At 61.4% G+C, this 24,040-nt stretch carries 14 protein-coding genes and 1 tRNA gene; 10 read left to right on the top strand and 5 right to left on the bottom strand.

Annotation, left to right across the window (positions count from 1 at the left end; all coding sequences use genetic code 11):
- The first annotated feature begins 82 nt into the window (after positions 1–82).
- The 4 genes from IRI77_RS23970 to IRI77_RS23955 all read left to right on the top strand — a co-directional run bounded on the left by IRI77_RS23970 (position 83) and on the right by IRI77_RS23955 (position 5,806).
- On the top strand, positions 83–751 hold the full coding sequence (locus tag IRI77_RS23970; RefSeq protein WP_194447530.1) for a PEP-CTERM sorting domain-containing protein: 669 nt from the start codon (positions 83–85) through the stop codon (positions 749–751).
- A 419-nt stretch (positions 752–1,170) separates the two neighbouring features.
- On the top strand, positions 1,171–4,527 hold the full coding sequence (locus tag IRI77_RS23965) for an outer membrane protein assembly factor BamB family protein (RefSeq protein ID WP_194447529.1): 3,357 nt from the start codon (positions 1,171–1,173) through the stop codon (positions 4,525–4,527).
- Between the two features lie 186 nt (positions 4,528–4,713).
- The gene (locus IRI77_RS23960; RefSeq protein ID WP_194447528.1) at positions 4,714–5,304 is read left to right on the top strand and encodes a PEP-CTERM sorting domain-containing protein; all 591 of its coding nucleotides are present in this window, start codon (positions 4,714–4,716) and stop codon (positions 5,302–5,304) included.
- A 229-nt stretch (positions 5,305–5,533) separates the two neighbouring features.
- Complete coding sequence (locus IRI77_RS23955; protein ID WP_194447527.1) at positions 5,534–5,806, top strand: hypothetical protein; 273 nt, start codon at positions 5,534–5,536, stop codon at positions 5,804–5,806.
- A 55-nt stretch (positions 5,807–5,861) separates the two neighbouring features.
- Here IRI77_RS23955 and IRI77_RS23950 read toward each other — a convergent pair whose 3' ends face one another.
- Complete coding sequence (locus IRI77_RS23950) at positions 5,862–8,147, bottom strand: winged helix-turn-helix domain-containing protein (RefSeq protein ID WP_194447526.1); 2,286 nt, start codon at positions 8,145–8,147, stop codon at positions 5,862–5,864.
- A gap of 272 nt (positions 8,148–8,419) precedes the next feature.
- Complete coding sequence (locus IRI77_RS23945) at positions 8,420–8,917, bottom strand: cupin domain-containing protein (RefSeq protein WP_194447525.1); 498 nt, start codon at positions 8,915–8,917, stop codon at positions 8,420–8,422.
- A gap of 334 nt (positions 8,918–9,251) precedes the next feature.
- Between IRI77_RS23945 and IRI77_RS23940 the strand changes: the two genes are divergently transcribed.
- The 6 genes from IRI77_RS23940 (at position 9,252) to IRI77_RS23915 (ending at position 20,370) form a co-directional block, all read left to right on the top strand.
- The gene (locus IRI77_RS23940; protein WP_194447524.1) at positions 9,252–11,378 is read left to right on the top strand and encodes a glycosyl hydrolase family 28 protein; all 2,127 of its coding nucleotides are present in this window, start codon (positions 9,252–9,254) and stop codon (positions 11,376–11,378) included.
- Positions 11,379–11,520: 142 nt separating this feature from the next.
- The gene (locus IRI77_RS23935) at positions 11,521–11,934 is read left to right on the top strand and encodes a cupin domain-containing protein (RefSeq protein WP_194447523.1); all 414 of its coding nucleotides are present in this window, start codon (positions 11,521–11,523) and stop codon (positions 11,932–11,934) included.
- Between the two features lie 271 nt (positions 11,935–12,205).
- Positions 12,206–15,913 carry an outer membrane protein assembly factor BamB family protein gene (locus IRI77_RS23930; RefSeq protein ID WP_194447522.1) on the top strand — a complete coding sequence of 1,236 codons (3,708 nt, stop codon included), beginning with the start codon at positions 12,206–12,208 and terminating at the stop codon, positions 15,911–15,913.
- Between the two features lie 195 nt (positions 15,914–16,108).
- The gene (locus IRI77_RS23925) at positions 16,109–18,151 is read left to right on the top strand and encodes a hypothetical protein (protein ID WP_194447521.1); all 2,043 of its coding nucleotides are present in this window, start codon (positions 16,109–16,111) and stop codon (positions 18,149–18,151) included.
- 307 nt (positions 18,152–18,458) lie between these two features.
- Positions 18,459–19,871 carry a DUF4874 domain-containing protein gene (locus IRI77_RS23920; RefSeq protein ID WP_194447520.1) on the top strand — a complete coding sequence of 471 codons (1,413 nt, stop codon included), beginning with the start codon at positions 18,459–18,461 and terminating at the stop codon, positions 19,869–19,871.
- 34 nt (positions 19,872–19,905) lie between these two features.
- A complete protein-coding gene (locus tag IRI77_RS23915) occupies positions 19,906–20,370 on the top strand; it encodes a DUF4760 domain-containing protein (RefSeq protein ID WP_194447519.1) in 465 nt (154 codons plus the stop codon).
- 136 nt (positions 20,371–20,506) lie between these two features.
- Here the strand turns inward: IRI77_RS23915 and IRI77_RS23910 are convergent, their stop codons facing one another.
- From IRI77_RS23910 to secG, 3 genes are all read right to left on the bottom strand, one after another.
- The gene (locus tag IRI77_RS23910; protein ID WP_194447518.1) at positions 20,507–22,903 is read right to left on the bottom strand and encodes a TOTE conflict system archaeo-eukaryotic primase domain-containing protein; all 2,397 of its coding nucleotides are present in this window, start codon (positions 22,901–22,903) and stop codon (positions 20,507–20,509) included.
- A gap of 485 nt (positions 22,904–23,388) precedes the next feature.
- Positions 23,389–23,475 (bottom strand) — tRNA-Leu (locus IRI77_RS23905).
- Positions 23,476–23,549: 74 nt separating this feature from the next.
- Positions 23,550–23,990 (bottom strand): preprotein translocase subunit SecG, encoded by a 441-nt coding sequence (gene secG, locus IRI77_RS23900; RefSeq protein ID WP_194447517.1) that lies wholly within the window; start codon positions 23,988–23,990, stop codon positions 23,550–23,552.
- Positions 23,991–24,040 lie beyond the last annotated feature (50 nt).

Raw genomic sequence — 24,040 nt, 5'->3', positions numbered from 1 at the left:
AGCTCCGCGAGACTTTGCTGGGCCCGTTGCCAGGCGTCGAATGCCGTCCTGTTGGCGCGAGTTATTGACAGGAGAAATGGAAATGTATCAACTGAAGTTCCTTTACAAACTGGCGGCGCTCGGCGTACTGTGCGCTGCTTCCACCCTTTCGTCCCAGGCCGCAGCTCTCGTCCTGACGACGAGCTTCGACAACGGGTCGCCGACCTCGCCCACCCCAGCCGGGTCGACTGTCGGGTCGCCGGACACCTTCTCGGTCACCGGCAAAGACGTTTTCTATCTGGGCGGGATCGCCAATGACCCGGGCAACCCGTGCTTCCTGGCCGGCGCGTCGAGTGCGACTTGCCTTCAGATGCCCACCTATCAGGGCATCAATCCGACTTTGACATCGGCCCACGCCTTCGGCCCCGGCGACTATATAGTACAAATCGAGATGGCGGGCGGCGCGGCCAACGCGCTGGTACTGGCGGAACTGGGCGCACCTCAAATGATCACGGTTGTGGCCAATACCCAGTTCACGACGTACCAGTTTACCCACACGGTGCCAGTTGGAGTCCTCACGCACTTGACCATCACGGGCAACAATGAGTTTCTCATCAACAGCATCAAGGTCGCGGCCCTGACCGGGGCGAGCCCGGTACCCGAACCGTCGAGTTGGTCGATGATGCTGCTGGCTGGAATGGGCCTGGGCGGGGTAGGGCTCTACCGGCGGCGTAGAGTTGTTGCGGCGACGCCTGAGCAGGGCGATCGATAGGCAATACGGCTGAGTTGGCCGGCGGGAGTCCGGCAGCATCGGCAGGGCGCGGAGGCCCTCGATTTCCACCTCTCCGGCGGTGGGATCGGGGGTCTCATCCTTGAGCCTTGAGCAGACCGACGATTTCGCTAGAACCGTTGCGACCGAAATAGCGGCATTCCACGCCCCAGTGATCACTTTCTCCGGCTGGAGTCCACTCTGTGACTGAAAAGAGGTTACAGACCATGAAGACTCCAATCAAAGGCTTTTCCAGACGCGATTTATTCAAGACACTGGCCGGCGGCGCCATGCTGGCGGGGCTTCCGCGCGGGGCTTTCGCGCAGTCGGGTTGTTCAGGAGCCGCCGGGCCCGCAGTGCTTTGGAACAGGAGCGCCGGGGGGCCCATCAACCCCAGTTCCGTGCTTTTCCAACGAGGCTCGATGTGGAGCATGGTTGGAGGCAGCAGCGGTGAGGAGCCGGTCCAGGCGCTGGTTCAGTTTGAAGTGCAGTCCGGCGCCCGCGAAGGCAATACCACGAACTTTTCCATCGTCCCCCGGATCGACAACATCCTGATGCCCACCAACGGCTCGGATTCGAAGTTGTACAGGATGGCCTTGCCTGACACGTCGCCGTCGTACATCATCGGAGCCAACCCGGGCGAACTCCAGAAATCGCTCTACGCCCAAGCGGACCTGGGCCCGCCGATTCTGTTTGGCAGCGTGATGGTGTTGTGTGGCATGCCCCTGAGTAATCCCGACAACATCAACATCATTGCTTACGATTTGGACGCCCAGGCCCAGCTTTGGATAACGCCCTTGCAAGGCTCGCCCACGAAGGCGCGCTTCGCCCTGGGCGCGGCGGGGCAGGTGTTCGTGGCGGTGGATGGGTCGATCATGGCGGTGAATGTGCAGACGGGCGCCATCCAGTGGACGTCGTCGTTTGCCGGCACTCCCAAGGGTGTGTGCGTCTCCGGTGCGCTGGTGTATGTCAGCACCTCCATGGGGACGGTGCAGAGCTTCGATGTCGGGTCAGGCGCGGCCGGCTGGGCTTGGCCGCCGGACAACAAGAATCTGTCGACGGCGCTGTCGGCTCCGTACACGTACTGTAACGGGATCTACTGCACGGACTCGGGCGGCAACTTCTACGCGATCAACACTTCGACAAAGGCGCAGGAATGGGTAGTTGACCTGGGCCACCCGATCGACTCGGCGCCGGTCTATATCGAGGACGGGTACGCCTATCTTTCCACGCGCACGTCGGATTCGCAGCAGACCTCGGCGACGATTTACGCCGTGGACCTGACGAGTTCGGGCACCAAGACGCTGAGCTATTGCACGGACCAGTCCGGCACAGTCATCGGTGTCGACAATGGCATCTGCTACGTGTCGAATCAGAACTCGTATAACCTGTGCGCCATCGACTTTGTGGACCAATTCCACCAGTTCTACTGCGACAGCACCCTGTTGGCCGATAGTGCGCAGGGTGCTCCGGACAACCCGATCCCCTCCACGCCGCTGTACCGCACGCACGTGCAGTTGCTGGATACGAACCGCAACCCCCGGATCAACAAGGCGGTGAGGGTGTGGGCGTCGGACACGATCAATGTGACGATCAATGGCAAGGCGTTCACGATTGGTCCCAGCGCTTCGGCGTCGGCGGCGTCGGACTTTGCCGGTGAGGTCAGCATCACGGTGGAGGCGACCGATGTGTCATGCCCAACCCTGTTCCTGTGGTCGGACTTCATGGACACCAATGAAGCGATGATGATCTACCCGGATCACTACGTGGTGGAGAAGCTGTCGGGCGTGACTGCCAGTGACATGGCAGCGGCGACCAGCTACGACGGGCAGACGATCCTGGTGGACCCGGATAGCGCCTCGGCGGCGGCCAATACGATTGTCAGTACGCTGGGCAACACGAGCGTGTCCCTGTCACTGACGCGCAAGCACATGGCGAAGGTGAGGATGAGTGTGACCGAAGCGCGGCGCAAACGGCGGAGCCGGCGTAAGGGCCGGATGAGTGCCACCTCGAGTGAGGGGGACTTTATTGCGTTCTCGCCGAAGAACCTGGTGTACAACGGGGACGTTACGCAGAATGGCAACACGCGGGTGTATGAGCCTGGTTCGGTTCCGAACTTCACAACCGTGCTGGATGCGGCCACCGGGAAATGGTCATTCCAACCCGGGACCACCGAAACAAGCCTGGCTGCGGCCGAGGCCACCACGGGACTGGGTTTTGAGAGTTTCGTTTCCAACGTGGTGAAGGGCGCGCGCAAGGTGGTGAAACTGGTGGTCGCGACGACGGAGAAGGTGCTGCACACGATCACGGATGAGCTCGGCAACATCTACAACATCACGGTGACGGCACTGGAGCACGCCCTGGCGGTGGTGAGCGGCTTCCTGAAGTCGGTGGTGAAGGATATCGTCAAGGTTGTGGAATGGTTGAGCGAGATCTTCAATTGGGGCAAGATTCTGGCCGCCAAGGACACGATCAAAAATACGGCGATTAAGAACCTGACGGCTCTCGCTGACCAGACGGCGACGATGACGCCGGCCTTCCGCGCGTCAGTGGATGCCGCGCTGGACGGCGCGATCAGTAAGATCCAGGGCGGATTGGGTGCCTTGGACGCTTACTTCAAGAAGTCGATGAAGGCCTCGCAGAAGAACGATAACGACCCAACGCCGATCTACAACGCCAATGGCAAACAGTCTTACCCGCAGAGCCGTTGGGGGACCGGCAAGGTGACCGACAATGCGGCCAACACGACGGAGGACTCGTCGAGCCTGTCGGTGGCCTCCACGCCGATCCCTTCCGACTTTCTTCCGGCGGTGGATGCGCTGGCGGCGGCAGTTCACCAGCAACTCAGCGGCGCGCTGAGCAGCATCGGCGAGGACCTGGAGGCGTTCTTTTCCAACTTCGGGAATCTGATGAAGGATCCGACGAAGTTCGTGACCAACTCGATCTCCGACGTCATGAACCTGTTGGGCGATCTTCTGGTGGACATGCTGCGGTTGTTAAAGAGTGTGCTGGATGCGTTGATCGACAACCTGCCGGCACTTCTGCGGGGGGCTATCGCGATTATCCAGCGCCCCATCCGGATACCGATTGTGAGCCAGCTGTGGGAAGTGATCTCGAGGGACCAGTTGTCGATGTTCGACTTGATTGCGCTGGTTGTGGCGATCCCGTCGGCGATCATCACGGATCTGATTCCGAACAACACGGCGGCGGCCAAGGCGCCGCGGTCCGCTACGGGAGACTTCACGGACCTGACCGGCATCGCCACCATCCTCAACGGGATGACGTACTCAGTGATGGATGCCTGGGGCGACCTGTCGAACGCATCGGGCAACGGGGGTGTGGCGATGGCGGCAGCTTCGTTGACGGCCATCGGGATTGGGCTGAGCGTTCCGGTGAGCAGCACTGATCCGTTCGTCTTTGCCTACTGGAGCCTGGCGGCGCTGCCGCTGATTCTCTCCGCGGCGAACTACGCGAAGGCCAAGGAGCAAGACCCGGCGGTGTCCAAAGCCTGGGCGCGGACCGTTTCGCGGCTGAATGGCGGATACGGGGCGATGATGCTGATCATGGCGTCAGTCGGCGCGATTCTCAACCATGCGGATTTCCTCGGCCAGGATGGGCAAACCGTGTTAGCCAATGTCTTCACCTACATTCCGTATGTGGGCAAGACGGTGGCGCAGGGTGAGCCGTTCAGCCCCGGACGTGTTGGGGCGGGCATCACAGACGGCGTTTGTGACACGACGGCAGGCATCATCAACGGCCTGGTGATGCTGGAGGGTTGACGGGTTTGAGAAGTGGCAGAGCGCCGGGGGGACTTCGCGTCTCCCCGGCGTTTTGGTTTGTGGCGGCCACAAAGTGCCGCACGAAGCGATGATCACTGTTGCGGCGGTGCTCACCACTGTGTGAGTGGAAAGGCAGCGGCCAGCCGCAGCACGCCGATCCGATCAACCTCACAAGGAGTTCAACTCATGACTATGCCCCGGCTGTTTCTCACGATTTTCTGCTTGCTCGCTACCAGCACGATGGGCTGGAGCGCGTCGATTTACACCTACACGCTGCACTTTGACGCCACCGCGGTGACCAGCGAGACCGAGGTGGAGTTTCTCTCACTGAAGCTGCTCAATGGCGTCGCGCAGATTGATCCCAGCGCCATCGACTTGAACCTGCTTCCGTTTTCCGGCGCAGTGTTGCGGGACGACGTGAACCACCTGACCATTTCCACGTCGCCGGGCGAGGTGGTGGTGACGATTGGCGAGCCGAGCGGCACGAACAATCTGTATCAGTTCTTTGCGCTGTTTCCTGCTGCGACGGCGGTGGGGCATTACGCGTTTACGGACGCGACGCTGGTCCCCGTTCAGAATCCGTCCAATCAGATTGCCATCCCCGGCGGATTCCTGACGATTCAGGAGCGGTCGCTGGGCGCGAACCCGGTGCCGGAGCCCACGACAATCGGCATGGCAGGGATCGGGCTGGCGCTGTTGGCCGGAGGCCGGCAATGGCGGCGGTGGGCGAAAGGGAGGCAAGCGCAGGCGGCCGGCCGCGCAGATGAAAAAGACTGATCAAATTTGACATGGGATTCTCCCCCTATCCAGTGAAGCCGTGACGATTCCCTTCCGGCTCCGGGATCGCGACGTCAGGAGAAGAACAGGAGGGTGTCCCTGATGAGGGTGCCAGTCCTGTGCGCCACTGGAACACTGGCGTGCAACATCGATTTCAGCATTCGTCCTGCGACACAATCCCGCCAGACAGGGAAGTTCGGATCAACCTAACTTAAGGAGAATTCAAGTCATGAAGAGGAAGAGCATCCATTTAGCCGTCGCCGTTGTAGCAGTCGTGGGCTGTCTCCAGGCGATGATGAGCGACCCGGTAGTCAACATCGGGAAACGCCATGGAGAACTGCGGGCGGCACAGGAAGCGATTGTCTCGTCTTTCGCCCACATCAGCACCGCCCAGGCAAACAACAGCGACGAACTGGGTGGGCACGCCGCAAAAGCAAAAGAGTATCTGATCAAGGCGGATGCCGAACTGCGCCTGGCCGCCGACGTCGCCAACCGCCGCTGACCCGTTGTGAGAAGGCCGTCGCGGGACGGGAGATGGCAGGCCGTGTGCGCTCCCGTCAATTCCGCCAGAAGTCCCGAACCAACTGCAGGTCGGTATTCAACTGTTCGGCTTCTCCGAAGAAGAGGGAACGGCCGTCCCGGGACATGCCCATGCCTTCGGCCGTGCGCCTTGGGAACTCGTACAGAGTTACGGCGGCGCCGCCCGCGGACGGGATGAACTTCAGCAGGAAGTGGCCGCCGGCACCGGCGGCGATGTAATACACGCCATCCGCGGCCGGATAGTAGCTGCGGCGGATGGCATCCGTAGCCAGGACTTTTTCCTCACGGGTTTCCACATTCAGGGATTTGAGTGTGGTGACCCAGGACCGATTGGCCGAGTAGAGGATCATCTTACCGGCGGAAGTGGACGGAGAGAATCCGCCGGTGGTGGAAACCTGCTGCGGCGTACCACCGCTGGAGGGGATCCGCCAGACCTCGGGCCGCCCGGTGCGATCGGAGGTGAAATAGATCCAGGCGCCGTCCGCGGACCAGGCGGGCGTGACGCTCATTTCATTCGAAGAGGTTAGCGCCTCAACCTTCCCACCGCCCGCGGGCACCAGGTAGATTCGCGGAACGCCACCGGCCCGCGAGTCGAAGGCGATGGTCCGATTGTCCGGAGACCAAGAGGGGGAGCCGGTGATGGGATGGCCCATGCTCGTGATCTGCGTGAGGTTGGTGCCGTCGACATTCGAGGTCCAGATCTCAGTGAAGCCGGAGCGGTTGGATTCAAAGGCAAGCTTCAGGCCGTCGGGCGAAACATTCGGGTAAGTTTCCAGGCGGTTGGAGTTCACCACGGGTACCGTCGCGGTGGAATCGCCGCGGCGCAACCGGTCCATGTCGAGCTTGAAGATATCGATGTCCAGGCGCTCGCGAACCATCGCGAGGTCTCCGGTGGAGGAGATCGCCGCATCCATCAGGCCCGGACCCAAGGTACTGAGCAGTTGGGGCGCGGCCCCCTGCTCCGCCTTCGCGATCCACAGGTATTGTTCGCTGTTCCGATTGGAAGCAAAGAGGAGATAGCTGCTGTCGGGGGTCCAGGTGGGCCTGGCCACGTTGGAACTCTCGAAACCGGGCCACGACAGCGGAACCGGCGGCCCGGCCGCCCCGCCTTCGGGGTTCATGGGCAGCACGAGAATGCGGCTGATTCCGCGGGCGATATCGCGGACGAAGGCGATTGCGTGCCCATCGGGAGCGTAGGCTGGATGCATTTCCACGCTCCCTGCCTGGGCTTTCGTCAGGTAGCGGGTCGCGCCCGTGGCGACCTCCATTTCGAGAAGACCGGAGGCCTTGTCTTCGCTCATGCTTCCGGCAAACACCAACCGCCTGTTGTCCGGAGACCAGGTCAGAAAGCGGCTGCCCACTACCGGGGTCCATGGCACATCGATGAGTTTCCGCTCCGCGCCATCGGAGAGGGAGATCACCCAGATGGACGAACCGTCCCGCGGGCCGGCGCGGCAGAAGGCGATGGACTTCCCGTCGGGCGACCAGGCAGGACTGTAGTCCGTTTCCGGTGCCTTGGTGAGCCGGGTTGTGTCCTGAGTACCGATTGACCTGATGTAGAGATCGAAGTTGTCCTGCCGGCTCCCGCTCCAGCTAAAGACAACCTTGGAGCCGTCCGGGGAGAAAGACGGACTCCCGGTCTGACCGGGCTCACTGAACAGCGGCCCAACGGAGTAGTCCGAGCGGAGTTGCACGGTCCGGTTGCGCACAAAGTGCCGGGACCAGAACAACCCGACGAGAATGAGCACGGCGGCCGGCAGACCATAAAAGAGGATGCTCCGCCACTTCCGGCCCGGACTTCGGCTGGGGCCTTCCAGCGGAGCATCCACTTGCGGTGGCGCTAAACGATTGGATTCCTGGGGGACGACCTCCGGAGTGGTCTCAGGCGCGAGGATAGCTTCGAATGCGGCAGCAGGGGCCGGATCAGGGGCCGCCGCCACCTGAATTCCCTGACGCTGGGGCACCGGCACGATCTTCACCGGAGCAATGAATCGATAACCCAAGCGAGGAATCGTCTCGACATACCGAGGCGTGTCGGCATCGTCGGAGAGCACGCTCCGGATTCGGGCGACGCAGCGATTCAGCCCGAGCTCGAAATCTACGATCGTGTCACCCTTCCAGACCTCCAGTTGGAGGTCTTCCCGGCATACAATGCCTCCATTTTGGGCCAGGAGCATTTTCAGCACCAGTGCTGGCTGGGGGGCGAGACGGACGATTATCCCGTTTTTGCGCAGCTCTCCCGTGTTGGCGGAAAACTCAAAGACGCCGAATTGATAGTTGATCGGTTGCCGTTCGGAACCCATCTGAATCAATTCATTATGAAGCACCCGGGTCCCTGAACCAAATCCCTGCTGCGCGCCCGGGCCGCGGCCAAGCGGCTGTTCACCAACAGGTTGCGAGGCCGGATGACCAGAACACACGGTGAACTCGATCCGCGATTAATGGCGATCGTCTCAACTGCATTGCCTCGGGGGCGAGCTGCGCCCCTTCGAGTCATTGGACGGCCGGCGGGCCGAAGGGGCGTCAAAGAGGAAGGTCACGCGGGCGGGCGCACGCCCGGGAGGACGTATGCCTGTTAACGACCTGTTTCGGCGGGAGTGAGTTGGTCCAGCGTCAGCGGACCACCCAGAAACTCGCAGCCCCAAGGTTCGCCGAATGCGTTCAGGACACTCCTCGACGGGATGCCGTTGCGCATGGTTTCCGCCAATCCGCCAAAGAAGGCGTAGGCGTCGAGCCCAGGCAACATCATCACCAACTGGCGTGCCGGCTTGCCGCTGACGTTCACAAAGCGGTGCGGCGCCCCGCCCGGAACAGTGACCAGGTCACCCTCTTCGGCGGGGTAGCGGGTCCCATCCACTTCAAAGATGTAGCGGCCTTCCAGGACCCGGAAGATCTCCGTCTCCGGGTGACGGTGAAAGGGCGGGCCGAATCCGGGGGCGTTGACGGTCTCGATGATCGTCAACTCTCGTCCGGAGTCCTCCGGTTCGAGGAGGACTCGAAGGGTAAGTCCAAGGGCCGGTATGACCTGGGTCCGGGTCTGCCGGAGACGGGAATGTTGGAATTGGAATGGCATGGGGTGTTGCTCCGCACTGAATAGGGGGATTCCACCCGCAGGAAACTCATCAAGGAATCTCCCAAAGAAAGTGCAGCGCGTCCGGGAAAGGCTGGGGCGGCTCCCTTACCCGCTTTGACCCGCTCCGGTGGCTGAGCTGCCCAGCAACTGGAAGCTCCAGATCGGATCCAGCGCCGCGCGCAGGCGCCGGAGCTCCGAAAAAGAAGATCAAGGTGAGCAATTCCGGCCGCCGATGTCCCCCCTCCTTTTTGTAAGGGTTTCGCACGGATCGCGCCGGGCAGCGGCCCAGCGGCACGGGCGAACCATCGAGAACAGAAGAACTGGGGAAGCGAAGATGAAAACGACAAAATGGAGCACCCTGTTCCTGTGCTTCTGCGGGGCGACAACCGCGGGCCTGATGGCACAGGACACACGAAATGTAACCGAACCCATCACTCCAAAGGTTTGCGCGGTCCTCCGCGCGCCGTTGAAGTCCGCGGCGGATGGCCCTGTCCTCGGCGACACCGCCGACGAGCAGAACGCGGAATCATCCCGGGAGACGACCACGCTGCAGACGGCGCTGCTGAACTGCACGAAGGGCCAGGCGGTGGAACTAACGCTCGGTGTAAACCCGTCGTTCAACGCGTTCCTGCTGGAACCGGTCACCCTGCCGGCGAATGTCTCGCTCATCATCGATGGAGGCGTGACGGTGTATGGTTCGCGCGATCCCTCGCGGTACCAGGACAACAGCGACCACGCGCAAGGGGCGATCTGCGGCACTGTGGGCGAGTACCAGGTGGACCGGGGCTGCCTGCCGCTGTTCACCCTGCGCACGGACAACGGCATCTACGGCTACGGCGTAATCGACGGCCAGGGGAACAGGACGATACTAAGCGGCGACAATCAGGGCATTAGTTGGTGGGACATGGCTTTCAAGAAGAAGAATTCTTCCAATGAGCAGGCCAGCCCCAAGATCATCAATGCCGGGGTCGCGGGTGCGTTTGCCAGCAATGTCGTGCTCCACAAGATCACAATCCGCAACCCGCCATTCCACACCGTGGGCTTCGGCGGCAACGGCTTCACCGTTTGGGGCGTGAAAGTACAGGCTCCCTGGACCATGCCGAACAGCGATGGCTTCGACATCCACGGCAGCAACATAACCATCTACGACACCACCGTGGCGATCGGGGATCAGGACATCGCCATCAGCACCAATAACATCGACACGTCCAACATCACCGTCCGGAAGTTTCGCGGCTATAACAAAGGCGGCATCACCATCCTGGCCGGAGGGGATTCGCATCTGACATCGAACCTGCTGTTTGAAGAGCTGCTTTTCACCGGCAGCCTGCCTAGCGTGGTGGGGACCACGGTGAACGGCGTGACGGAAGCCACACTGATGCAGCCGCCCTACAGCCTGCAGAGCTACGCGCAGGCGCTGCCCACGTCGACCGGCGACCTGAAGGCGATGCAGATCACGACCAACATCAGTTCCAGCACCGGCTCCAAACCCGGCAACACCATCAGCAACGTGACGTTCCAGTCCGTCTGCGTCCAGGACATTGTCCGGCCGATCAACATTGTCCCGCTGTCCCCCTTCAAGTCCACCGACAACTTGCCTGCTATTGCCGGCGTCGTGTTCCGGGATGTGCACGTGCTGCCGCCGACAGCCCAGTTCCCCAAAACGAACAAAGGCGTCCCAGTCACACCGGCGGCTGCGGGCGGCTATGGCTTCTTCCTGCAGGCGGATCCATCCAGAAACTACTACAACGACATCACACTGGACAATGTCGTTTTCGACGATGTCGCCCAGGGGCAGACCTCGCTGGCGGAGATTACCGCGATCGGTACGGCCTTCACTACTGTCAACAATGTCTATCCGCCGATCCTCAACAACCTCAACAACCAGGCCGCCGCCAGCGCCGCCGGTCCGACGCTCAATCTCGATTCCAACTTCTACGCGAAGGCAACTTCAGTCAGCGATCCGTCGCTGGCTTACGCCTGCCCGGCGAAGCCGCCATTCGTCACCGGCGAACTCTATCTGACGCTTGGGCGCACGCTGCCGCTTGGCGAACCATCCAGCCTGCCGACCGCAACCATCAATGCCGGCGGCTCGGTGACCTTGAATGCGGTGGTACAGCCGATCATGTCCCAGAGCACGTTCTTCAATCCCAAGGGCTACAACGCACAGCCCGGCCTGCTGGCCGTCGGCTCTCCCGCCCTCACCAATCCGGTGGAGTTCTACGAAGGCGACGTGCTGGTGGGTACCGCGAAACTGTCGGCGAACGGCACACTGGCCACGCTGGCCATCCGGCACCTCAAGCCCGGCACGCATGTCTTCACGGCCCGCTATCCGGCCGATGCGTACTATGACGCAACGGCGTTTGGATCCGTGACGGTGGTGGTGAGAGATTGGCCGCGCTCCTCTCCGGCGTGCGGGCCGTCGGGTGAAGCAGGTTGTCCGGTGCCGGCCCAGCAGTAATCGCCAGCCGTCAGGGCCGCACGGAGGTGCCCCAGCCGGCCGGGCTGGGGCAGGGAAATGCACAGGCTGAGGCGCCAGGTTTGGTCTTCAGCCTGGGAACGCGATACACTCTGCCGATAGTCCGTGGGCTGGAGAATCGACCATGAGGCGTGTCTGGAAAGTCGTACTGATGGCCGGGGCGCTGGGCGCGGCGTTCCTGGCAGGTCAGAGCACAAGTCACTTCGATCAATGGTGGACGGCGGACAACGACGCTCTGGCAGCGGCTCCGCAACACCACAAACTGCTCTTCGAGAACGAGGAAGTAAAGGTGCTGGAGGTGACCGTCGCACCGGGCGTCCGGGAACCGCTGCATGCCCACCGGTATCCGAGTGTCCTGTATTACATCTCGGCTGCCCACATGAAGGAGCATAGCCCGGGCGTTCCGGCGGTGGATCGAGGCCTCAGAGCGGATGGGACGGTGATCTTTCTGCCTGTTGGACCTCCGCACCAGATGGAGAATCTGGAGAGCACCAAACCCCTGAAGGCGATCCGGGTGGAGTTGAAGAAGTCCCGCTGAGCGTAGTCGGGTTGTGATGGCCCGCGCTGTGGCGCGGTCGACAAGATGCCGGCGCATCGCACGCCACCGCCTCGTCCCGGCTGTCCCTGCTCAAACTCGCAAAAGAGACCATTTTCTTCCTCACGGATAATTTCAGGCCGGCTGCTCGCCCTCCTCTTCATGTAGCCCGAACACCGCGGTGAGGTCGCATCGAGAAGCCCTTTCGGAGATCCGGGGGTTCCGCGGGATCGGCGTAGGCCCAAAGTACCCACATCACCGTTTGGAGGCTGGAATGAAGACCCAACAGAACTATCGGAACGAGATCACGGGCGCCGGCATGAATCGCCGCAGCATGCTCAAAACACTACTGGGCGGCGCGGGGGCGGGCCTGATGGCCACACAATTCACCGCCAGCGCCCAGTCCAGACTAACGCCGGCGGCGAAGAAGCCCGTGCCGCAGCGGGTGTCGGTAACTCCGCCACAGCAGCTCTGGCAACAGGAGATAGTCCAGATTAACGAGAAGGTGCTGCAGCAGGCCGCCTACGGGAACGGCTATTTCGTCATGATGGACGACGACAACAATGTGCTGATCACCGACATTCAGGCAGGCTCAGACCAGAATTCGGCCAACCACATCGGCGAAAGTCTGGGCACCATGACTGCCTGGAGAGACGGCGCCTTTGTGGCACAGGGCGCCAACGGAGCCATGGTTGTCTGCCAAAACGGGAGTTCGACGTTCGGCCCGTTGTGCCAGTTTTACTCTCCTTCTCCGGCGCCGGAAACCGCTCTGAGCGAGTATTACAGCGTCGGCAATGACGACTACCTGCTCTACCTCGGGGTGGATGGCGTCCTCTACGCGGTTGACCCTGTCTGGAATCCGGCGTCGAACAACTACGACGCCAATGTGTTGTGGTACAAGGATCTGAAATTCGGCCCCCCGAGTAGCGCAGCCTCGTTGGCCCTGGACGGTGCAAACAGGGTGGTGGTGGCGGCGGGCGAAAATCTCGCCCTGGTGGAGATTTCGCGCACGGCAGGCAATCTGGTGTATTCGGTGACGGGCCAGGGGGTATCCTCGGCAGTGTGCCTGGACGGCAATTCCGCCTATGTCGCCGGTGGGAACGGATTGGACGCCTACAACATCGCGACCGGCGCCACGCTGTGGCCGAAAGGAGGGTTTCTGGCCCCCGGCACGTTGGGCACACCCATCAGCTACGGCGGAGTGGTCTATGTCGGCGATTCCACGAACCTGCTGCATGCGGTGGATGCCGCCTCGGGCGTATCCCTGGGGGCGGCAAAGTTCGACAGCGCCATGAATACCGGGATTCCTCACATCAGCGACGGAATCCTCTACATCTGTTCGGCTGCTGGAGTGATCAACGCGTGCGACCTGTCGAAGGGGATTAACGACGCAACCTCACCGGCGGTTTTCCCCACGGGAATCGCCGGGGATGCGCTGGTGGGTTTTGAAAGTGGAATCTGCGTGGCCTTCTATTTGGGCCCCAATGGCACCGGCGCGGGCACCTACCTTGGAGCCATCAACATGGCGGATCTGGTGCATGGTTACTCCAGCGAGAGTGAGTTGATGGCGGACAACTACGTCTCGTCCACCAACTCCGACGGCTACCAGCCCGATAGCGCCTCCTACCGCACGATCATCCAGCTTCTGGACGGCAGCGGCAATCCCCGAGCCAACGTCTCCATCAAAGTCTGGGCGTCGGACGACGTCTCCATCTCCGATGGCGTCAACACCTATTCACTGAATCCGCCAGACATCGCATGGCTGAAGACGGATGCGGCGGGTCAACTGAACATCGTCTCCACGGCTTCCGACATCACCACCCCAGCGCTGTATTTCTGGGGACCGTTCATGTTGAACCAGGAGGCGATCGTGGTCTATCCGGATCACGAGGCTTTGGCGCGGCTGTCCAACATCCAGGCCGGCGATCTGGATCAGAGTGTGGCCAAGGACTACGCGGGCAAGCCGATCGTGCCGGATGGCGTCGATCACGTCGCCGTGGCGAACACGATCCAGAACACGATGGGGGGCGGTGCGGCAGCGGCGATGATGGCCACGCGGCTGAAGAACCGCCAGCGCGCAGAGGCGGATCTGCGAGTCCGCAGTCAGTCAGGCAAGTTGGGCGTGGGGCAGGCGTCCACGATCCAGGCGGACAACACGTACCTGTCGTTTCCGGAGACCACGGTGAACATGCTCTACCAGCAGGTGGCCGGGGTTACCGATCGCACGATTGTGAAGGGCTCGGCGCAGAGCTTCACGACCATCATCGATAGTGACGGGAATGTGACCTTCGGCCCTCCGCAGACGGCTTCCGTGGCGGCGGTGAACGGTGTCGGCAGCGCCCTCGGCGGCGGCTGGAACGAGTTCAAGAGCTGGCTGAAGCAGAATGTCACTGACAAGATCGTCTCGATTGCCTGCAAGGTGGCGGATGAGATTTCCCACGAAATTACCACTTTGGCGAGCGGCACCTTCAGCTTTGTCGTGGACACGGTGGAGAAGGCGGTGGCGGTGGTGACGGGCTTCATCCGCACAGTGGTGGGCGACATCGTCCGCGCCGCGGAATGGCTTTCCAAGCTATTCGATTGGGGCGGCATCCTGAAACTGCAGAAGAGCATCGTGAACCAGGTCAACACCGGGGTGCAGGGTCTCTCCACGTGGATCGCCGCGCAGGGAACAGACTTCGGCGCCGTGGGCGCATTCCTGGATAGCAAGATCAACGCGCTGTCGGTCGCCCAGGCCAGCGTTTTGAGCAAACTCGGTGGCTCCCTGAAGGGCAATCAGGTCAACAACAACGATCCGCAGACGGTCTACGGAGTGAATGGGGCGAAATCCCGCGCCCAGTCCAGTTCGTTGTCGTCAAAGGTCTCCAGCAACATCGGGCAGGCGACATCGACCAGTTCCACAGGCGCTGTCACGGCTGACAATCCCACGTTGGCCAGCGCGCTCAGCAACCTGATTACCCAGGGAGGCAGTCTGCTGGAAACGGTGCTCGATCAACTCCTCACCTCGATCAAGGCGTTCTTCGACGGCTTCAAATTGCTGTTCAGTGATCCGGCGGGCTTCATCGAAACCGAGGTCTCGGTAATGGTGAACCTGTTCTTTGATCTGGCTAAGGATCTGCTGACGGCCATCAAGCTGGTGGTTGGGTTCGTGCTGCAGACCCTGTCGGCGGTCATGAACGACATCCTCAGCCTGGTGAATGAGTCGATCCACATCCCGGTGATTTCGGATCTCTGGTCCCTGATCAGCCATGGAGAGCCGCTCACCTTGCTGAATGTCTTCGCCCTGGTGGTTGCCATTCCCTCGCACATCATCATTTCCGCCGCCAACATCACTCCTCCGACATCGGTTTCGGCCAAGCCGGCTGGAACGCTGAAAATGTCCGCTGACGGGGCGGCGTGGATGGCGGTGGCCGGCGCGACGGCGTCATTCTTCTCCGGTGGAATCGACGGCTTCTGCGATCTCGAAAACGTGAGTTCAAACTCGTTTTCGGCAAAGCTGGACATTGCCGGCTCGCTGGTGGAGATGGCGCTTTCGCTGCCCAGCACGATTGCGACGAGTAACGACCCGACGTATCTCTACTATGCGATGGGAGCGTTCCCGATTCTGTTGGCGTCCCTGCAGGCGGGAACCGTCAACGCTGCCAAGGATGCAACCAGCGTGGCAGGCAAGTTCTCCAACTTCTTTGCGCCGCTGGGCTACTCCCTCTATGGGGTTGGGATGATCGTCCTGTCCATCTGCCTGGCGGTCGACAACCCGACCGAATGGGATGGCCCGGGACACATCCTGCTGGTCTCCAATCTCTTCAACGGCTTGGACTATGTCCCCAAGGGGCTGCTGGCCAACCCCGCCCAGAGTTTTCCGGGCGGAAACAAAGTACTGACTGGCGGTGCGACTGACGAGATCCGGCTCGGTGTGGCTTTGACGGATTGGGTTTTCCCGACCGCCTCCGGCATCGCCAACGCGGTGTACGCCCTCGGCTAGCCGGTCCTGGAACTGGGGGAGCGCCGCCGCACGGGCTCCCCGCCGATTCCCTGCAGCATCTATCCGGGCGGCAAACCACTTCATCGGACCCAGGAAGGAAGCACTGCCATGAGAAGGCCCCATGTTCTCACCGCAGCCATTGTGCTGTGCGTTTCACAAGCGTTACTCCCCTCTGCATACGCGCAAAAGGGAGTGGTGCTCAAGTTCGAAAATCTCCGGCCGGATAGCGGGTCGCTGCCCGTCTACATTGCCTTCGGCGGCGCGGGGACACTGACCGGAACCAACCTCAGCGACAACAGTGCGCTTCAGAAGGGTGTCGCGTATGAGCTGGGCAAGTTGAGCGCCGGTATCAGCATTACCCAGTTCGACGGCGGCAGGATCTATGTTTCCCTCGGCACCCAGCTCAGGTCGCCCAGTGAGGCAAACGGGTTCCGCGCGAATCACGCCGACCCGTCCAAAGAAGACTTCACTACGCGTTGGGATCAGGTGGAGCTGAGCTTTCAGACCGGCAGTTCCGGCTCCGGTCAGGGGCTCGCGAACCTCACCGCGTCGGAGTTCTTTGGGATTCCGCTGCAGTTGAAATCCTCCTGGGCCACCTACTACCCGGCGAATCTCTCGTGGCGCACTGGCAGCGACAAGGTTCTGTCGGTCCTGACGCGCATGTCGGGCTACTCCGTACTGACTCCTCAGAACCCGTCCGGCACGGTGGTCACGGGCCTGAACGGCGTGACCGTCGACGGAGTGAACGGCAGCGTGGTGCGCGTGCTGGGTCCGTCCGGCGCGAAGTTCTCGGGAGCAGCCGGAGACGTCAATGCCTGGCCGGCGCCGGATGTGTATCTTGGCTATCTGCGGAGCGGCAGTACGAAGCGCCGGGGCTATCCGGTCTATTCGAGCCTGGCCGGCAACAACGGAGTGCTGCCCGGCGGAGAGCGTCAGACCTACACCCTCAAGGCCTGGATCTCGAATAAGAACGATGCCCTCGTGGGAGCGGCCATCTACCCTGGCGACCTGATGATCGACGGCACGATGAACAATGGCGGAGTGGATCTCCCTCTCTCCATGTATGTGCGGGCAGCGGACATCACCTCAGCCGCTTTCTATGGAGCGGATGCGAAGTACACGATAGTCCAGGGATCGGACATCAACGGCGTGGCAAAACGCGCCGTGACCGACTATCTGGCCGCCATGAACCTGGGCTTGCTTGGTAGCCTGGTGGACAATCCGGCGCTGCCCGGGACCGCCATCGGCGATTCGCCGTCCTGGACCTGGTTCGGCAACCGGCCTGATGGGACGAACGTGCCGCCGCTGTCGATTTCGAACTCGTTCTCTTACGCGCAGCCGAACAATCCCGGGCACTACGACCAATACGCGAGCTATCTGGCCGGCGTGGGCGACGCCTACTCGTTCCCCTACTGCGACCGCGTCCAGTTTCCATCGTCAGCCCTGGGTGACGGGTCGAATGTTACCCTTTCGATCCTTCCAGACACGGATCTGACGGAAGTCGACCCACCCAGCGACCTGACGATCGTGGACGCCGCCTCCTATGTTCGCGGTGTGTACCTTGCACCGGGCAGCGTGGCGATACTTTCCGGCGACCTGGCGGTGAGCGCCGCCACCTACGCCCCCGGCATGGGCACGCCACTGCCCACCGCGATGCGCGGCCTGAGCCTCCGCTTCGCCAATGGCCAATACGCGCCGATCTTCACCGGGACACCCAGCTTCGCTGTCTTCCAGGTTCCGTGGGAATTGTCGGGCTACCTGCGCGACACCGTTGTCGTTCGCGGCTACAACGAAGAGAGCGCCGAGTTCACCGTGCGGCTGTCCGACTACTCACCATCGATCTTCGCCACGGGCGATGCGGTCTACGGGCAGGGACACATCTACACCACCGATGGCCAATTGGTTGACCCTGCTCATCCCGCACACACAGGGTCCGACATCATCATCCATTGCACAGGACTGGGGCCGGTAAGGGAGCAGCCGCCCACGGGCGTGCCCGCCTCAGAGAAGCTGGTGCACAATACGCTGACGACTCCGACAGTGACCATCGGTGGAGTCAACGCCGTGTTGACCTATGCGGGGCTGAGCCCCGGCACGGTGGGTTTGTACGAGATTCGCGCTCGCGCACCAGCCGGCGGCAAGCGCGGTGATGCCGTGCCGGTCAGTATCCGGATCGGCGGCGCGGTTTCGAACCTCGTCACCATGGCCGTGTGTGACTCCGGGTGTGCGGGCCGATAGGCTGGCGTGTCCGAACGGAGAGGCTCCGCCGGGTGGTCGACGAAATCCGGCGGAGCTTCCCGTCACGCTGATTCTCTCTCCGAAAGCAGCTGCAGCACAGAAGGGTAAGCCGCATCGACCGCACAGGCATGGTCACCTCCGGCTCTGGAATCAGTAGGGGCAAATGCAGCCACCGGAATGGCCCGTGTGTGCGGCCTCACGCGATGGGCCCGGAAGAGGAAGCCGGCAAGAAAGATGAGAAGTTTTGCCGCGCCCAAGCCCCCCTATCTATCAAAGCGCCTTAATTTGATCGAGGAGAATTCCACCAATGCGGTTTTGTCACGCCCCCAAGCTCGGCTCCGTGCTGGGCCTTGCACTTGTTGTCACGGTTTTTGCTGCGCCGCCATCGGCGTCCGCGGCTGACTACGCCATGGTGCGCAGCTACCAGCAGGCTCCGCAGACCGTTCTGAATCGCGACGGCGGGCCGTGGGCTCACCTCGATCTGATGACCATGAGCGTGGAACAACTGCAAAGCCACGTTCAGTCGTACACCGTGGACGGCCAGCCTTTCGATGTGGGTCCGATGCGCCTGGTCCACACTTACATCTGCCTGAACCCCGTCGGCATCGAGTACACCGCCTGCAGCGCCACCAATCCCAACCCCAAGCCGATCTCCGCCGAAGATGTTCGGAAGATTGACGACGCGTTGGCCAAGGCCCTGCAAGCCCGCATCAAGATTGTCCTGCGTTTCGCCTATAACCACGGTCCCGGCGACGACGCTCCGCTGGATGTGATCCTCCAGGATATTCAGAGCCTGGCGCCCCTGGTTCAGAAATACAAGCCGATCATCTATGCGATGAACCAGGGCTTCATCGGCTTCTGGGGAGAAGGACACGACTCCACCTACGGCAACAACACCCAATCCAACATGCAGCAGATCATGCAGGCTGAGCAGGTCGCCTTCGGGGATGCCACCTTCATGCTGAACCGGCAGCCGGCCAACATCCTCAGTTGGGAACTAGGCTCGACCCCTTACTGGGGCATCCATGACGATCACTATGCGACGGCCGAAGATGCGGGCACCTGGATCTCGCATCCCTGGGACAACGGGAAGTGGACGTCGGACGAACTCAAGAGCTTCGCGGCGGAGCGCAGTGACATTATCCCGTTCAGCGGCGAAGTCGGCGGGTTGGATCCGACCACGCAGAATTGCGCGGCATTCGATGCCTACTCGACCAGGCTCCACCTGAACATGATCAACATCGGCTTTCACATGGACTTTCTGGCTTCACAATCCTGCTATCCGAGCCTCATGAACAAGGTGGGTCCGGCCATCGCTCTGACGCGTGCTTCTTTGGACAAACCTTTCCTGCAGGGCAGCACAAGCACACTCACGCTGAATTTCCGGAACACCGGGTATTCCAGGCTGTTCAGCCCCAAGCCCATGTACTTCGTCCTCGTCGACGCCGATGGCAACCCGGTGGACTCCTCCATCTTCGTGCCGGTTCGGGTTCCTTTCGACCTGCGCCAGTTGGCTGCCGTGAATGGACAAGGCTCCACCTCCGTGGAGATTGCCATGCCCCGGACGGTTCACTCGGGCTCCCGGTATCAGGCGGCGCTCTGGATTCCCGACGCCGACGAGCAACTGGCCCGCCTGCCCGAGTACAACTACCTGCTGAACAATGCCGGCGTGCCTGACCCGCGGACCGGGCTGAACATTCTCTTCCCGATGAACTTTTAGCGTGTGCCCAGCGGCAACGTGAATGGACCCCGACGTGACCAAACCAACACCCAAGCCATCCAAGCAGGATCCCATCCGCCAGGCGGAACTGATTCTGAAGTTGTACGAACTACGCCGGGAAACCGTGATGCGGGAAGCCCGGTCCTACATTGGCGGAAGGTTTCTTCCGCAGTCCGCCGGCGAGCTCTTCGAGATTGTGTCCGCGGGTACAAAAGAAAGCGCCTTTGTCCTCCAGGTGTACGGCTATTGGGACATGGTGGCGGCGTTCGTGGCCAATGGCGCTCTCGATGCCCAACTGGTCTATGACACCTGTCAGGAAATGTACTTCCAGTACGCCAAAGTCCAGCCATTCCTGGCGCAACTCCGCCAGCGAATGAACCTGCCGGAGTTCCTCATCAGCATCGAGCGGCTCATCGAAGGCACCGGCCCTGGACGCCAGCGGCTGAAAGTCATGAAGAAGAATCTGGCCGTGCTGGCCAGTGCCCGTCCCCAGACCTAGCCTCGCTTCCGTGTTTGGAAGCCAGAAAGAACTAGTGTCTGCCCTATCCGAGAGGAGAAATCGTCCCGGACAAGAGTCTCGGAGTCGTGCCGGCCGGTGAACCAACTGGAGCAACTGAGGGTATCAACTGACCCCATCAGATAGGCAAGCCCTGCTGACTCACGGCGGAATCCACAACCCGGTAGCCCATGTCCGAGTATCCTTTGAGCCGGCGTTCATACATCCGCGCAAGCATTCGCAGATTCCCGTCGACGTAGTCGTACACTTCAACTACCCGCTTGTTATCGTGCAGGCGATGAAGCCGACCCACATACTGCTGGAGAGTACCCTTCCACGAGATCGGCATCGCGAGGAATAGCGTGTCCAAGCGCGAGTCATCGAAGCCTTCTCCGATGTAGCTCCCGGTTGCCAGAATCACCCTGGGCTCAGTTTCCGGCAGGCTGGCCAACTCGTCCATGACGGCTTTGCGTTGCTTACGGCCGAGGCCGCCTTTGAGCACGAAGATACTCTTCACCTGTCCAGCGAGCCGGCTGCGGAACACTTCCAGGTGTTCTGTTCTGCCCGTCAGCAGAAGAGGAGATCGGCCTGACTGAACCGCCCGAATGACGTCCGCCACGATCATGCCGTTCCGGGCCTCATCACCGATAAGTGCGGCGTACACATCCTGAATCGTGAATTCACCTGCCTCGTCATTCATCCTGAAGTCCGTTGGGCGCCTCACGACGATGTGATCGAAGGGGGTCGAGTCGGTCATCGCCCGGGCCTGCATCCTGAACCGGATTGGACCGCACTGCATGGAGATAATCGGGTGATGTCCGTCCTTTCGTGTGGGCGTTGCCGTAAGTCCAACCACGTACTTCGCCTTGATTGAACGCATCACTCGCTCAAACGTGACAGCAGACAAATGATGGCACTCGTCGACGATCACGTGGCCGTACTCGGCAACGAAGTCCTTGACCCCTTCTTTCTCATGCAGGCTCTGAATCACCGCAACGTCGAGGCGGCCCGTGCGAGCCGTCTTGCCGCCGCCGATCTGTCCAATGTCATCGACCGGCAGCCCGAGGAACATCGCCAGCTTGGCGCGCCATTGATCCAGCAGTTGCTGCCGGTGGACGAGCACGATCGCATTCACTCTCCGGTGCGCGATCAGCCAGGCTGCCACCGCGGTCTTCCCAAATGCGGTCGGTGCGCAGACGATTCCGTCGTCGTGGGCAATCATCGCCTGGACCGCGGTGGCCTGCGCCTCGCGAAGTGTTCCCTTGAAGTCCACGGCTATCGGCAGGCCCTCAAAGCGCTCATCGCGAATCACCGGTCGAATCCGATGGGATTCCAACAAGTCAGTCAGTTCGGTCAGGCACCCACGCGGGAGGGCGAGATACTTCGGTAGATCCTCCCCGCAGGCGATCACCCGAGGCTTGTCGTATACCGGCAGGCGCATCGACTGCGCTTTGTAGAATTCGGGGTTCTGGAATGCCGCGACGCGCAGGAGTCGATTCATCATTGCGGGAGGAAGCCCAGTCTTCTCAATAAAGAGAAGATTCGCCCTCACGATGTTCACAGTCTTGGGCAAAGGGCCGGCAATGACCGGATCCTTTCGCTTGCGGCATGGAGGAAGGGTCCACGGATCGGGTTCCTCATCGTCTTCGGTGATACTGACCCTCACGCCGACCAGATCGCCTCGACGCTGCGCTTCCTCCACGAGCTTCTCAACCGACGTGGCGCTGATCCGGGAAAGGGAACCCAGGAAGGCCCACTGATCAGCAAAGGGCTCGAAACGGTCATCAATGAAAGCGCTGTTCCCCACCTGCCGCGGACCTTTTTGCAGTGGCAGCGCGATGAGATTGCCGAACCCTCCCTTCGGCATCGTGTCCTGGTTCGGGAAGAAGCGGTCGTACGAACTGAGTCCGATCTGATGGCGGCGCTCCATCGCGCGGGTCAGCAGCGCGCACCCCAGCCTCCGCGCCAGCGTCGCAGAAATCGGTTGTTCAAAGAAGATCCAGACATGGCCTCCGTTACCGGATCTGGAGCGCTCCAACGCCGCTGGAACAGCCCATTCCCGGCACACAGCGAGGAACGCCGATGCATCCTCCTGCCACGCTTCCTTGTCGAAGTCCGCCGCCAAAAACCAGCAAGTGTCGTCTGGAAGCAGCGGATACAGCCCTACGGTGATTTGTCCCTTTAGGTGCTCTTCGACGACAGAATCACTCAGGGGCAGGTACTTGCGGGTTTCCTTATCTACCCGTGGACGATCTTTTGGGGGTGCCGCGTAGTAGGCCTTCCAGTCGCGCTCGTAGCGTGGACTGTATCCCTTGCGGCCATCCGGGCTCTCCCAACGGACGGCGTATACGTCCTGTCGTCCCATGAACAGGCTTCGGAACAACTCGATCTTCTGTTCGGAGCTCAGTGCGCGCGTCTTAGGGGACCCGAAGTGGGGATCGCCGGTGGCCTCTTTCGGAATCTCGATGCCGTGCTTTGCCAGAAGCGCCTTCAGACGCACATTCTCGCGGCGCAAGCGCTCCTGATCGTCAGTCATGACCACCGGCCGGAGTTGCCAGTCGGTCGATGATCCTCACGAACTGCCGTTCAATTGTCTCAGCGGTCGTAATCGGAAGCTGGAATTCTTGCGCCAGAGCCTCTGCTTCAGGACGCCATTCCGGAGGCATCACGAACACTGGCTGGGACGGAGGAGTAGCCCGAACTTCGAATCCTCGCCGGGCTGGAGCGCCGGCTGGTGAGTAGTCGATCCCGCCGAGGGAGTCCATGACCAGAATACCCAGCACATCTCCTGCCCTACCGACGGATGAGGGACCCGTGCAGGCGTGAAGTTTCCGCGCAAGCTGATCGGCAAGATTCAAGCACCACACCGGCGAGACTACTGTAACAGGAAAACCAGCGCAGATGCAGTTTGGGCGACCGTAACCTATTGATAACAGGTTCAACCGGTCGCCCAAAAAACGCATCGTCGATGCTCGAACTAGTGCGTCACGCCAACTGCCGCTGGCTGTAACTCATTGAAACTGGTGCGGTCGAGAGGACTTGAACCTCCACGAGATTGCTCCCGCTAGCACCTCAAGCTAGTGCGTCTGCCAATTCCGCCACGACCGCATTGCTGGGTCTGAAACTGCTTCCAAACCCTTTGGCAAAACTCAATTATACGCCGAACCCCCTTGGGTTGGCGACTACTTCTTCGGCGCCGCGGGAGTCTGCGCGGGCGCGGACTTCGGCGCGTTGGGAAGCGGGATCTCCTGCGTCGACACCGTCTTGCCGTCCTGGGTCTGCAGGTCGACCTTGATGGGCGCCTGCGGAGCCGGAGCCGCCTGTTTGGGTGCCGGGGCCGTCTGGGTAATCGGAGCCTTCTCCAGCACGGAGGTGCCGGTCGAGCCGCCGCCCGCTCGCGTGTAGAGCACCGACAACGTCAAAGAGGTGACCATGAAGAGAGCCGCGGAGATCGTCGTGGCTTTCGACAGGACGGTGGCCGCGCCGCGCGGGCCAAACGCCGTCTGCGAACCCATGCCGCCGAACGCACCGGCCAGATCGGCCGCCTTGCCGCTCTGCAGCAATACAACAATGACCAGGAACAGACACACGATCACGTGCACGATGGTGAACAGGATAATCATTCGGGTATTCCTAAAGAAAAGAACCCGCGCCCCGAGTGGAGCGCGGGTCC

Source organism: Paludibaculum fermentans, from assembly GCF_015277775.1.
Lineage (GTDB): Bacteria > Acidobacteriota > Terriglobia > Bryobacterales > Bryobacteraceae > Paludibaculum > Paludibaculum fermentans.
The sequence above is the reverse complement of the archived record's forward strand: the minus strand, read 5'-3'. Positions and strand labels throughout refer to the sequence as shown.

Coding starts and splice junctions, on each gene's coding strand:
- secG (WP_194447517.1), bottom strand. CDS start 23,990: ATGATTATCCTGTTCACCATCGTGCACGTGATCGTGTGTCTGTTCCTG.
- IRI77_RS23945 (WP_194447525.1), bottom strand. CDS start 8,917: ATGCCATTCCAATTCCAACATTCCCGTCTCCGGCAGACCCGGACCCAG.
- IRI77_RS23930 (WP_194447522.1), top strand. CDS start 12,206: ATGAAGACCCAACAGAACTATCGGAACGAGATCACGGGCGCCGGCATG.
- IRI77_RS23940 (WP_194447524.1), top strand. CDS start 9,252: ATGAAAACGACAAAATGGAGCACCCTGTTCCTGTGCTTCTGCGGGGCG.
- IRI77_RS23935 (WP_194447523.1), top strand. CDS start 11,521: ATGAGGCGTGTCTGGAAAGTCGTACTGATGGCCGGGGCGCTGGGCGCG.
- IRI77_RS23970 (WP_194447530.1), top strand. CDS start 83: ATGTATCAACTGAAGTTCCTTTACAAACTGGCGGCGCTCGGCGTACTG.
- IRI77_RS23965 (WP_194447529.1), top strand. CDS start 1,171: ATGTGGAGCATGGTTGGAGGCAGCAGCGGTGAGGAGCCGGTCCAGGCG.
- IRI77_RS23950 (WP_194447526.1), bottom strand. CDS start 8,147: ATGGGTTCCGAACGGCAACCGATCAACTATCAATTCGGCGTCTTTGAG.
- IRI77_RS23955 (WP_194447527.1), top strand. CDS start 5,534: ATGAAGAGGAAGAGCATCCATTTAGCCGTCGCCGTTGTAGCAGTCGTG.
- IRI77_RS23910 (WP_194447518.1), bottom strand. CDS start 22,903: ATGACTGACGATCAGGAGCGCTTGCGCCGCGAGAATGTGCGTCTGAAG.
- IRI77_RS23920 (WP_194447520.1), top strand. CDS start 18,459: ATGCGGTTTTGTCACGCCCCCAAGCTCGGCTCCGTGCTGGGCCTTGCA.
- IRI77_RS23960 (WP_194447528.1), top strand. CDS start 4,714: ATGACTATGCCCCGGCTGTTTCTCACGATTTTCTGCTTGCTCGCTACC.